Source organism: Flagellimonas ulvae, from assembly GCF_049333175.1.
In the GTDB taxonomy this organism is placed as follows: domain Bacteria; phylum Bacteroidota; class Bacteroidia; order Flavobacteriales; family Flavobacteriaceae; genus Flagellimonas.
Genome location: NZ_CP186325.1, coordinates 1892725 through 1905534 on the forward strand (window position 1 = coordinate 1892725; position 12810 = coordinate 1905534).

The following is a 12810-nucleotide window of genomic DNA, read 5'->3' on the forward strand; positions in this document are numbered from 1 at the left end:
GCATGTATTTTTATATCGTCATTAATTTTAAGCAAGCATGGTCACCGGGTTCTCCAAATATGCCCTTAGGGTTTGAAGAAACTGTGCCCCTGTTGCGCCATCTACGGTTCTGTGGTCACAAGCCAAAGTGATTTTCATAGTACTTCCTACGACAATTTCACCATTTTTGACCACGGGCTTTTCCACTATGGCACCTACGGATAAAATTGCTGAATTAGGTTGATTGATAATGGAAGTAAATTCCAAAATACCGAACATTCCCAAATTAGAAACTGTGAACGTACTACCTTCCATTTCATCGGGCTTGATTTTCTTTGAACGGGCCCGACCCGCCAAATCTTTTACCGATGCCCCGATTTGAGTCAAGGTCAGTTGGTCTGCAAACTTGATTACAGGAACTACCAAACCTTCATCCACGGCCACGGCCACCCCCATATGTACATGGTGTTTGTAAACCGTAGTATCTGCATTCCAAGTGGTATTCACCTGTGGATGTTTTTTCAATGCCATCGCACACGCCTTCAACACCATATCGTTAAAAGATACTTTAGTATCTGGTAAGCTGTTGATCTGCGCACGGGATGCTTTTGCGTTGCCCATATCTACTTCTATGGTAAGATAATAGTGTGGCGCTGAGAATTTGGATTCTCCCAAACGTTTGGCAATAACTTTACGCATGGTAGAGTTTTTCATCTCTTCCATACTTTCCTCACCAACCGGAAGGTTTATTGGAGCCATTGCAGCCGGTGCAGCTTGTTCCGTAGGAGTAGAAACTGTTGCGGGTGCACTCTTTTCAGAAGGTTGATAATTTTCAACATCCCGTTTCACTATTCTACCGTTGTCACCGGAACCTTTTACGTCGGATATATTAATTCCTTTTTCGGCAGCAATCTTTTTAGCCAATGGCGAAGCAAAAACACGTTGTCCATCATTAACCGAAACTGTTTCTGAGACAGCTGGGGTTTCCTGTGATGTAGTAACTGGCTCTTTTACTTCAGGAGCACTTTCAGAGATAGAACCTTTAGCTGGAGCATTCAAAACAGCATTAACATCCGTGCCGGCAGGACCAATAATTGCCAAAAGCGAATCTACTGGAGCACCTTCCCCTTCTTGAATACCAATATGTAGCAATGTTCCGGAATAAAACGATTCAAACTCCATGGTGGCCTTGTCTGTTTCAATCTCTGCAAGAATATCTCCCTCTTCAACAACATCTCCAACATTTTTTAACCATGCAGCTACTGTACCTTCTTCCATGGTATCGCTCAATCTTGGCATGTTGATGATTTCAACACCTTCCGGAATCGCAACTGCTGCAGTAGGAGCAGAAACTGGGGCTTCACTAGAGGATTCCTCCGCCTTTGGCGTTTCTTCAGCAGTGGAAGTAGCACCAGTGCCATTTAAAAGAGCAGAAATGTCTTCTCCTTCATCACCAATAATGGCCAAAAGTGAATCCACAGGTGCACCGTCCCCTTCTTCTATACCGATATGCAGGAGGGTTCCTTCATAGAAGGATTCGAACTCCATGGTGGCCTTATCCGTTTCAATTTCGGCAAGTATATCACCTTCTTCTATCTTGTCCCCTACTTTTTTGAGCCATTTTGCCACGGTTCCTTCTTCCATGGTATCGCTCAATCTTGGCATGTTGATTACTTCTGCCATTTACCTAAAGTTTATGTTGTAAAAATGGATAGTCTTTTTGTTCGTACACTGTATCGTACAATTGTTGGATTGGAGGAAAATCCGAATCTTCCGCAAATTTCTCACATTCAGCCACCAAATCCTTCACCTGCTTGTCCATTACTTTAATCTCTTCCTCCGTAGCATATCCTTTTTCAAGAATTACATCTTTCACTTGGGTAATGGGGTCAATCTTTTTGTATTCCTCCACTTCTTCCTTGGTTCTGTAATGCTGAGCATCCGACATGGAATGACCACGATAACGGTATGTTTTCATTTCCAAGAAAGTTGGACCACCGCCTGTTCTAGCCCGCTCTATGGCTTTATCCACTTCTTTAGCGACAATAGCAGGATCCATACCATCAACAGGACCACAGGGCATTTCGTATCCCAAACCTAATTTCCATATATCTGTGGAATATGATGTTCTGGCTACAGATGTACCCATAGCATATCCGTTGTTCTCACAAATAAAAACTACGGGAAGCTGCCATAACATGGCCAAGTTAAACGCTTCGTGCAAAGACCCTTGGCGAACGGCTCCATCACCCATGTAACATAGAGTAACAGCATCCCTTTTAAAATACTTATCGGCAAAAGCCAATCCAGCTCCCAATGGAATTTGACCACCAACGATTCCATGCCCTCCATAAAAGCGGTGTTCTTTGGAGAAAATATGCATGGAACCTCCCATTCCTTTAGAAGTTCCAGTGACCTTACCATAAAGTTCGGCCATTACCCTTTTGGGGTCAACTCCCATTCCAATAGGTTGAACGTGATTACGATATGCCGTAATCATTCTGTCCTTGGTCAGGTCCATGGCATGCAAGGAACCAGCCAGTACTGCTTCTTGCCCATTGTATAAATGAAGAAATCCTCTAACTTTTTGTTGAATATATACGGCAGCCAGTTTGTCCTCGAACTTTCTCCAGAACAACATGTCCTCATACCATTTTAAATATACTTCCTTGGTAATCTTTTTCATCAATGGTTGAATTAATTGAATTTCCCCAATAGTGGAGGAAAGCAAAAATACATATATAAATCTTTTGGAAAAAAGATTTGCTCTTTAAGAATCTCCTAAAAATGAATTGCCAAATGCTAAGGGCAATATGTCCTTAAGTGAGTTGCATTTATAGACCGGCCCCTCTTGCCCCTGAAGTAATAAAGAAATGGGAGAGTTTTGTTTGATTTCATACTCCATTATCGCTTGTCGACAGTTGCCACAAGGGCCTGCCGGCAAATCCAATACATAGTCTTTTGAAGCTGCACTTATGGCAATAACTAAAATAGCTACTCCAGGATACAAGGCCCCAGCTTGAAACACCGCAACCCTTTCTGCACAAAGCCCAGAGGGGTACGAAGCGTTTTCTTGATTGTTACCTATTACAACTTCGCCGTTTTCCATGAGCACTGCTGCTCCTACTTGAAAATTGGAATAGGGTGCATATGCATTTTTCCGTGCTGCAATTGCTTTTTCCAGAAGTCTTCTTTCTGAAGAGGGCAATTCCTCTATTCCTTCATAAATATCAAGGTCAAAACCAATATGTTGTTTTTTCATAAACTGAACGGCTGGGTATCAAAAATAAGAAAACCTGCTAATGAGCAGGTTTTCAAAAATTTATTTATATACTTTTCTTAATCGTTCAAATACTCTTCTCCAAAATTAAAGGAAAGTGAAAAGCGTAATGTATTCTCTAAAGGATTACGTACTTGTGAGGTAGAGAACAGATAAGACAAATCTATCTGCGCTGCTTTGAATTTAAATCCAGCTCCAAGTGTAAAGAACTTTCTAGCTCCTTTTGCTTCGTTCTCATTAAAGTATCCTCCACGTAGCATGAATGCTTCTTGAAATCTATATTCTGCTCCTAGGGCCCATGTAATTTCTTGTAGTTCCTCGCTAAATCCATCAGGAGCATCCCCAAAAGATTCAAAAGCACCACTTAAGAATCCAATTTGTTGGTATTCGTCATTATCCTCCGGACCAATTATACCATCACCGGTAAAATCCCGTGGCGTAGGAACAAGAAGTTTGTTGAACTCACTGTATAGACCAAGGACATTATCTTGGTCAAAAATAAAGTCAAAACCTGCACCAAATTTCAGGTTGGTAGGCAAGAAGTTTTCTTGACCTCCAGCATCATATTGAATTTTGTTTCCAATATTGGAAATATTAAATCCGGCTCTCCACCTTCCATCAAAACTGTTGTATGCAATTTCTCTTGATCGGTAAAAACCAGCGATGTCAACCGCAAAAGCATTGGCGGCTTGGGAATCTTGCGTGGCATCCTGAAATCTGAGGTTGGAACTGATAAACCTACCGGCAACTCCCATAGAAAAGGTTGGACTTAACTTTAAGGAATAAGAACCATCAATTGCAAATTCATTGGGGTTGACCAAAGTAGCTTCTTCGTCTATGGTTTGTCTTAATTCAATCTCTCCCAATCCAAAATACCTAACCGAAAAAGCAAAAGCATTTCTATCGTTAAGCTTGTTATAGTAGCTAGCATTTAGTAATGACACATCATTTACGATGGTTTCCAAATACGGGGTGAAACTTGCCGCAACACCACTTTTTTGGGTAGCAAAAGCAAATTTGGCTGGATTCCACTGTTGGGAGAAAATATCGAAAGTAGTAGCGACTCCCATATCACCCATACCTGCGGCACGGGCATCCGAAGCAATAGTAAGAAAGGGAACTGCAGTAGTAATTGCTCTTTCTTGTTGTGCTTTAACTTGTGCAGCAATTAGAACAACTACTGCCAATAGTAACTTCTTCATTTCTTGTCTTTAGCGTTAAAAATGTCGGGGCTATAACACCCTTAAGCCCAATTGGTATAGAACATATTACATGTAAACGGGGTTTTCTATAAATTCTTGTAAAAGAAACCTCTTTTTTTCTCTAATTCTCGATAAACCGAATATAACGATGTAAGAAAGTTCTGCGGAAAGGTAAACATTGTAAGCGTTAAAACACATACTTGCCATACTAATTATCCAAACCAATCGTTTTGTTTAGAAATCCACCAAAGAATTGGAAGTTATTATTTAGTTCGATAAAATATAATGGCCATTCTTTCGTTCTAGGATAGTAAAATTAAAATCAAATTGAAGTAGGAAAGGGTGCAAACCCTTAAATAAAAAAGTACTCAAGCCCAAATTATGAAAAAACATCTTATCAAAGTTGTACTTTCTTGTGCTGTTATAGTTGGAGGTATTTCCAGTTGTAAAAAGTCATCATCCTCATCTAAGAATGTTTCAAGAGCCACAGGATGGAAGATTAATGCCAAAGAAGGAGGATTCCAATATAATTCTGACTTCAAGGAACAAGAAACTCCTCCGGGAACTGTATTTATTGAAGGAGGTACCTTTACCAAAGGTAAAGTGCAGGACGACATTATGCACGATTGGAACAATACACCTACCCAACAGCACGTCCAATCCTTTTATATGGATGAAACTGAGGTAACCAATGTAATGTATTTGGAGTATTTGGATTATTTAAAGGCGGTATATCCTCCCGAAAATCCAAATTATGCCAACATTTACAAAGGAGCTCTACCAGATACATTGGTATGGAGAAACAGATTGGGCTTTAACGAGACCATGACGAACAATTACCTAAGACACCCAGCATATGCGGAGTATCCAGTAGTGGGTGTTAATTGGGTACAAGCTTCACAGTATGCTGAATGGAGAACAGACAGGGTTAACGAAGCCATGCTGGAACGTGAAGGTTTCTTAGCACAAGATGCCAAATATCAGGTACTTAATGGAGAGATTGGAGGTACTTTTAGTACTGAGGCCTATTTGAACAATCCTGAATCCGTATATGGAGGGCAAATTGATTCTCTACAAGGAAAACAAAAAAAGGATTCAATCAATTCGTTTGCAAAACGAAGCAGCGGTGTTATTCAACCTGAGTACAGACTGCCCACGGAGACAGAATGGGAGTATGCAGCTCAAGCTTTGATTGGCTCAAGAGAATACAACAACTACAGAGGTAGAAAAAAATATCCTTGGGAGGGTGACTATACCAGAAATGGACAACGTGTAGGTAGAGGTGATCAGTTAGCCAACTTTAAACAAGGAAAAGGTGACTATGGCGGAATTGCTGGTTGGTCTGATGATGGTGCTGATATCACTGCACAAGTTAAATCATATAAGCCCAACGATTTTGGTCTTTATGACATGGCCGGTAACGTATCTGAATGGGTTGCTGATGTATATCGACCTATAGTTGATGATGAAATAAGTGATTTTAATTACTACAGAGGTAATGTCTATTTGAAAAAAGCTATTGGTGAAGATGGTAAAGTAGAAATCTTGAGAGACGAGATTGTATACGATACACTTCCAAATGGAAAAATAGTAGCAGTTAACCTTCCAGGTGAAATCAAGGAGGTTCCTGTCGGTGATGAAGAAACCTATTTAAGAACGAATTTCTCTTCAAGTGATAACCGTGGTTACCGAGATGGAGACCCAGGTTCCTCAAGATTCTTTGAGCGTTTTAGTGATGAGTCTGACAATCGTAAAATGTATGATTCTCCAAAACATAAAGTTGAGCGTGATTCAACAGGAAAATTGCTTCGACAATATGATACCTCAAACTACAGAACTTCATTGATCAATGATGAGGTAAGAGTATACAAAGGAGGTTCTTGGAGAGATAGAGCTTTCTGGCTAGATCCAGCGCAACGTAGATATTTGCCACAGTATATGGCCACAGATGACATTGGATTTAGATGTGCCATGTCTAGAGTGGGCTCCAAATCAAAATCTAAGAACAAAACGGTACGTCATAAAAAGGCGAAATAAATTCCGAAAAAAATAGCAAAAAAGCCCTGATACTTCATCAGGGCTTTTTTTATCTTCGAACTATGAAGATAGCTGAACTCTACCAAATATTTTTAAAGCATTCCGAAGTAAGCACGGACACCCGAAAAATTAATCCTGGTTGTCTGTTTTTTGCCTTAAAAGGACCTAATTTCAACGGCAACCTGTTTGCAAATGAAGCTTTGGAAAAAGGAGCTGCATATGCAATTATTGACGAAACTGAATTCAAAGTCTCCGATAAATGTATCCTAGTGGATAATGTGCTGGAAACATTGCAAGCACTTGCTACCTATCATAGAAATCGGTGCAGCGCCAAAATTATTTCCTTAACGGGAAGTAACGGTAAGACTACTACCAAAGAGCTTATTTTCAGTGTACTTTCAAAAAAATACAAAAGCATTGCCACACAAGGAAATTTAAATAACCATATAGGAGTTCCGCTCACTTTGCTTTCTATTAAAAATGATACAGAAATAGCCGTGGTAGAGATGGGGGCCAACCATCAAAAAGAGATTGCTTTTTTAAGTTCTATTGCGCAACCGGACTTTGGTTACATTACCAATTTTGGCAAGGCCCATCTTGAAGGTTTTGGGGGAGTTCAAGGAGTGATAAAAGGAAAAAGTGAACTTTACGATTATCTCATAGCTCATGATAAATATGTTTTCATGAATGCGGATGACCCTATCCAATTGGAAAAGCTAGGTACTTATGTAAAGAAAATAGGCTACAGTACTTCAAATCCGCAATACTATTCAATCCAGCTAAAGGAAAGTAGTCCCTTTGTAATAATGGAAGTTGAAAAAAAGCGAATTTCGACCCAGCTTACAGGAGCCTATAATTTCACCAACTGTTGTGCTGCCATTATCATGGGCAAATATTTCAATGTCCCCTTAGATGATATTAAATCTGCTTTAGAAGGATATTCTCCGGAAAACAACCGCTCCCAGATTATTGAAAAAAGTGGAATCAAAATCATATTGGATGCTTATAACGCAAATCCGACTAGCATGGAAATGGCCATTCGCAATTTTGCTAACCTGAAAACGTTTGATTCATATCTAATTCTTGGTGACATGTTTGAGCTAGGAGAAGCTTCTACGGAAGAGCATCAGGCCATCGCCGACCTCACAAAAACTTTGGAGTTTACAAATGTTTTGCTGGTGGGTAAGCATTTTTATGAAACACGAACCCCATTTTTAAAATTTAAAACCTATGAAGAGCTTGAAAGCCATCTAGAATCCCATCCTATAGAAAAGGGAAACGTGCTCATCAAAGGTTCTCGGGGCATGGCTTTAGAGCGTATTTTGGATTATCTGGGATAATCCACTAAAATCATAAACTTTTCTAAAACTTCCTTCTTCCATCCAACTTCCATGAAATGAAGTCGGTACTATTCCGAACTAAGGAGTATCAACAGTTTGGATATGGAAAAAAGTGTTATAGTATTTGATGGCGAATGTAACCTATGCAACGGAGTGGTTGGCTGGTTATTAAAAAATGCTGATGTGGACGTCTTCAATTTTGTACCATTCCAATCCAACTATGGTCAAGAGATTCTTAGGAACAATGGTTTTGAAACTGATAATCTAGAAACCGTTGTGCTTCTTGATGAAAAGGGTGTTCATACACTTTCCGATGGATTTTTAAGAATACTGGCCAAACTTCCACAATGGAAATCTTTAACTACTGTTTTTGGTTGGGTTCCAAGATTTATACGGGATAGTGTTTATAGACTTGCTGCAAAAAATCGGGTGCGCTGGTTTGGAAAATCCCAGTTCTGCACCGTAAATCTTTCTTAGAAGAATCCAACATTAACTCCTTCTATATACCAATTCCGAGAGAGGTTGTATTTTTGGGTCATGAAAAAGAAAAAACCAGATAATGTTGTCTTCAACGAAGAAGAACAAGCATATGATGCTTTTCTTAAACCCTACGCTACCAGTCTAAGCTCGCCGAAAATACAATCCAATAATCTCTCCCCTTGGAAAAACAGTAATATCCGGAAGGTAAATAACTCCCTGAAAGCAGAATTTGACGAGGTAAAAGTGAAATATGAGCAATTAATGGAACGGTATGAATACAATAATTTAGTGTATGCCGCTAAGTTTTCATTTCAACCCATTGTGGGAGAAACCTATCACCTGTATAAAAATAAAAACAGCGAAGCGTTTCTATCCATATTGGCTCCCAACGAATGTGGTTTTGAGCATTTAGGTAGTTTTAGATTGGGTTCGGACCATATGTGGGAAAAGCTATAAACTCCTATTGGAAACACATTTTGGTCTCTCCACTTCAAAATTTTAAGCTAGGTTCTATCTACTTCGGACACCGTAAAGGTAAACTCTCCCGAACATAGTTTACGAAAACACTTATCGGAAAAAACCACAACCTGCTAAAAATATAGTAACTAGTTTTCCCATTACAACCTAAGGGGCTAGAACTCATGAAAAAGTTTATCTCAACTATTTTTAATAATAGAAAGGCTTCATCCACTCAAGATGAGACCACTTTATTATCAAAATATCAAAAATCCGGTCTTAAAATGTCCGAAGCTCTTGAGATAAAGGAGAAAGTACGTCTGGCGTTTGAATGTGATAAGATACATCAGAATAATGCACTTGGGCTCAATGAGCTATCATCGCATATATCGATGGACCGCTACAAAGTATCCCAAGTAATAAACGAATATATTTCTGTAAATTTTTATACGCTTCTTAATCAATACAGGGTAAAAGATGCCAAAAACCTATTGATTCACAATCCAAACCTTAGTGTTAAATCCATAATGTATGAAGTAGGCTTCAATAGCAAAACCTGCTTTTACGGTGCCTTCAAAAAAGAAACAGGCCTCAGCCCAAATGACTTTAGAAATCTCGTCAGATTGGCTTCCTAACTACCTCAACGCTAACCCATTCCTTTTTTAGAAATTGTTTTTAGGAAACAGTATTCCAATATCCTTTTTAATAAAAAGATATCCAATCTTGATACAATGAAATGAATAAAACTATGTTAAAAAGAGTTCGGGCCGTTTGGGCCGTTAATTTTTAAAGTTCTTCCCGTTTTAGAAGTACCCCTCCAGTATTGTTTTCCAATTGCTTTGTTATTGCAATTGTAAAGGTAAGGCGGTGAGAGGCTTTACTACCTTAAAATAGACTTTCCATTAAGTTTTGTTTTCGTGCAAGGGAGTGTTATTTGAATTAGCTATCAAACCACTTCTCCCGCCTACCTTTCTCAGTTGCGCTAACTCATTATTACTAACAAAACTTTTAACTCTATGAAAGTACAGAAACTGTTTGGGACGCTCTTCATGCTACTGGTGACAACGGTAGCTATGTCTCAAGAAAAAACAATTACTGGTACAGTGATTGACCAAGCTGGGGTTCCATTGCCCGGAGTGAACATTGTGGTAGAAGGCACCTCCAATGGTACACAAACCGATTTTGATGGAAACTATTCAATCACAGGAAATGTTGGACAAGCACTTCTGTTCACCTATTTAGGTCAGAAAACTGAAAGACGTATCATTGGCGCATCCAATGTGATTGATTTACAAATGGAAGAAGATGCCCAAGCACTACAGGAAGTCGTAGTCATTGGTTATGGTAACCAAGAAGAAAGAAAGATTATTCAAAATGTAGGAATTGTAAAGGAAGAAGCTATCGAAAACTTACAGGTAGTATCAGCTGATCAGCTATTGCAAGGTCAAAGCGCAGGTACTCAAATTGTGAATGCTTCGGGTGTTTTAGGTTCTGCAGCTGTAATAAGGGTGCGGGGTGTTAATTCCATTAATTCTGGTAGCCAACCCTTAATTGTTATTGATGGAGTTCCAATTACCGACACGGAAGGGAATACGTTAAACCGCGGTGGTAACACTGATATAAATCCACTTTCCTATGTGAACCCAAATGATATCGAATCATTGACCGTTTTGAAAGATGCCGGCGCTACTTCCATATATGGTTCACGAGGTGCCAATGGAGTTGTTTTAATTACCACCAAAAAAGGTCGTAGAAACTCAGGAGCACAGGTAACACTTGATATGAATACACAATTTTCAGAATCTACTGATGTTCCTGACATTTTAACGGCTGACGAATTCAGACAATGGAAATCAGATATTGCAACCATACAGCAAGGCACTCCTGTAAGTCCAGAAGATCTTGGTTTGGGAGCTTTAGGCTCGGGAGGAACAGATTGGCTCTCGGGAGTACAACGTACTGGTATCTCTCAACAGTACAACTTAGGTGTTCGCGGAGGTGGAGAAAAGACCTCCTATTTCTTTGGTCTCGATTTTAGAGATGCACAAGGTTTTATTATTGGCAATGACCAACAGCGTAGTGCTGCAAGAATAAATATTGATACCGATGCTACAGATTGGTTAAAAGCTGGAATGAACCTCAGTGTTACCAACAATAGATTGGCTAGGGTCTTTATTGAAAATGAAATTGATGCGCCATTTACAACAGCATTCTTACAAAGTCCTGTTGTACGCGCTTTTGACGATGAGGGTAACTTTTTACAGTCTGGTTCTTTTATTCCAAACATCTTTGCGCGGGTAGCACTAGATACTAGGGAGCTTAAAACTTTCAGGGTTATTGGTAATGGATTTACCGAAATCACACCTTTTGAAGGGTTAACATGGCGCTCAGAATTTGGTGTTGACTGGTTAAGTACGGAAGAAACCACGCGAGAAGCTGAATTTAACACTCCTGGAGGATTAGGCCAGATAGCAAGTGTAAGGGAAGAACGATGGTTAACAAATCAGACTCTTAACTACACCCCTTATTTGGGTGATGATCATACCATGAACATTCTGCTGGGGTTAAACTACGAAGAAACACTTCGTACCCGTTTAAATGTTTCTTCCACGGGTTTTTTGACCGATGGTCTTAGAAACCTAGGATCTGGTTCCACACCAACTGTTTTGAATGGCGATCGTTTCCCATCTAGGTTGTTCGGACTTTTCTCAAGAGTCTCATACGATTACAAGGGCAAATATATTGTTGAAGGCTCTCTTCGTCGAGACGGTTCTTCACGATTTGGGGCAAATAATCGTTTTGGATACTTCTGGTCAGCAGCTGGAGGATGGGTAATATCAGAAGAAGCTTTCATGGATTCAGTATCCTTCATTGATTACCTTTCTTTAAGAGCTAGTATTGGTACCGTGGGTAATGATCGTTTGGGCACATTCCCTTCGCTCGGACTTTTTAATGCTGGAGCCTTTGGCGACTATAATGGAGAATCGGGGATTGTTCCCAACCAACCTGAAAACCCCAATTTAAAATGGGAAGAGAGTCAAACGCTTGACATTGGTTTGAAATCTACATTTTTTGGAGGCCGATTGAACTTCAACATGGCTTACTTTAAAAAGACCACAAGTGATTTGCTTTTAAACCAAGTTCTTCCACCGCAAACAGGTCTCAGATTTATTAGGGCGAACATTGGGGAGCTGGAGAACATAGGATGGGAATTTGACGTCAGCAGTATTAATGTTTCCACAGATAACTTCGAATGGAGAACCAGTTTTAACCTAACTACAATTGACAACACAATTACTAAGCTAAATGAAGATGCTGCGACAGACCCTCAAGGTAGAAGAATTATTGATGGGCCTATACAGCGAGCAATAGAAGGAGAGTCTTTGAACAATTTTTATCTAATTCGATATGTAGGCATAAACTCTCAAACGGGTGATGCAGAATGGTTGGATGCCAATGGAAACATTACAACCAGCCCTAACTCTGGTGACAGAGTTGTAACCGGAAGTCCACTGCCAGACTTCTCTGGAGGTATGACCAACACTTTAAGGTACAAGGACTTTGACTTATCTATGCTGGTGAACTATTCTTATGGAAACGAAGTGGTCATAGATGGACTTCGATTTGCCGATGGAGCAGATGCTATTGGAGGAATTGTCAACGTGAGAAGGCAAAACTTGAATCTTTGGAGACAGCCTGGAGACAATGCTTTTTTACCAAGTCCGAATAGTTCAACCTTTAATCAGTTCAATCAACGCTCCACACAACAGATGTTGGATGCGTCTTATCTAAGGGTTAAAAACTTGACTATAGGATATAACCTACCCCAAGAAGCTTTGGAACGTTTAGGTGGATTTATAACGGGAATTCGCTTTTATGCAACGGGAACTAACCTTTTCACGATTAAAAGTGATGAGATGAAAGGTATAGATCCAGAAGTTACCGATGATATCGACCCTAGATTCCAAGGGGAATCTTTCTTTACCGCGCCTCAAGCGAAGTCTTATTTGTTAGGAGCTAGATTAACTTTTTAATT

The 12810-nt window shown here is 39.7% G+C and carries 10 protein-coding genes; 6 read left to right on the forward strand and 4 right to left on the reverse strand.

Going from position 1 to position 12810, the window contains the following annotated elements; genetic code table 11:
• Positions 1 to 27: 27 nt before the first annotated feature.
• From ACOKFD_RS08755 to porV, 4 genes are all read right to left on the reverse strand, one after another.
• Positions 28 to 1662: a 2-oxo acid dehydrogenase subunit E2 gene (locus ACOKFD_RS08755; protein WP_422860871.1), complete on the reverse strand. Its 1635-nt coding sequence runs from the start codon at positions 1660 to 1662 to the stop codon at positions 28 to 30.
• A gap of 4 nt (positions 1663 to 1666) precedes the next feature.
• On the reverse strand, positions 1667 to 2665 hold the full coding sequence (pdhA, locus tag ACOKFD_RS08760; RefSeq protein ID WP_422860872.1) for a pyruvate dehydrogenase (acetyl-transferring) E1 component subunit alpha: 999 nt from the start codon (positions 2663 to 2665) through the stop codon (positions 1667 to 1669).
• 84 nt (positions 2666 to 2749) lie between these two features.
• Complete coding sequence (locus tag ACOKFD_RS08765; protein WP_422860873.1) at positions 2750 to 3241, reverse strand: cytidine deaminase; 492 nt, start codon at positions 3239 to 3241, stop codon at positions 2750 to 2752.
• A 77-nt stretch (positions 3242 to 3318) separates the two neighbouring features.
• The gene (porV, locus tag ACOKFD_RS08770) at positions 3319 to 4461 is read right to left on the reverse strand and encodes a type IX secretion system outer membrane channel protein PorV (RefSeq protein ID WP_299000173.1); all 1143 of its coding nucleotides are present in this window, start codon (positions 4459 to 4461) and stop codon (positions 3319 to 3321) included.
• Between the two features lie 381 nt (positions 4462 to 4842).
• Between porV and gldJ the strand changes: the two genes are divergently transcribed.
• The 6 genes from gldJ to ACOKFD_RS08800 all read left to right on the forward strand — a co-directional run bounded on the left by gldJ (position 4843) and on the right by ACOKFD_RS08800 (position 12808).
• A complete protein-coding gene (gene gldJ, locus ACOKFD_RS08775) occupies positions 4843 to 6498 on the forward strand; it encodes a gliding motility lipoprotein GldJ (RefSeq protein WP_422860874.1) in 1656 nt (551 codons plus the stop codon).
• A gap of 62 nt (positions 6499 to 6560) precedes the next feature.
• Positions 6561 to 7838: a UDP-N-acetylmuramoyl-tripeptide--D-alanyl-D-alanine ligase gene (locus ACOKFD_RS08780; RefSeq protein ID WP_422860875.1), complete on the forward strand. Its 1278-nt coding sequence runs from the start codon at positions 6561 to 6563 to the stop codon at positions 7836 to 7838.
• A gap of 102 nt (positions 7839 to 7940) precedes the next feature.
• Positions 7941 to 8315 carry a thiol-disulfide oxidoreductase DCC family protein gene (locus ACOKFD_RS08785; protein WP_422860876.1) on the forward strand — a complete coding sequence of 125 codons (375 nt, stop codon included), beginning with the start codon at positions 7941 to 7943 and terminating at the stop codon, positions 8313 to 8315.
• Between the two features lie 60 nt (positions 8316 to 8375).
• Positions 8376 to 8774 carry a DUF2452 domain-containing protein gene (locus ACOKFD_RS08790; protein ID WP_422860877.1) on the forward strand — a complete coding sequence of 133 codons (399 nt, stop codon included), beginning with the start codon at positions 8376 to 8378 and terminating at the stop codon, positions 8772 to 8774.
• A gap of 185 nt (positions 8775 to 8959) precedes the next feature.
• Complete coding sequence (locus tag ACOKFD_RS08795; protein WP_422860878.1) at positions 8960 to 9409, forward strand: helix-turn-helix domain-containing protein; 450 nt, start codon at positions 8960 to 8962, stop codon at positions 9407 to 9409.
• A gap of 381 nt (positions 9410 to 9790) precedes the next feature.
• Positions 9791 to 12808 (forward strand): SusC/RagA family TonB-linked outer membrane protein, encoded by a 3018-nt coding sequence (locus ACOKFD_RS08800; RefSeq protein ID WP_422860879.1) that lies wholly within the window; start codon positions 9791 to 9793, stop codon positions 12806 to 12808.
• The last annotated feature ends 2 nt before the right edge of the window (positions 12809 to 12810 follow it).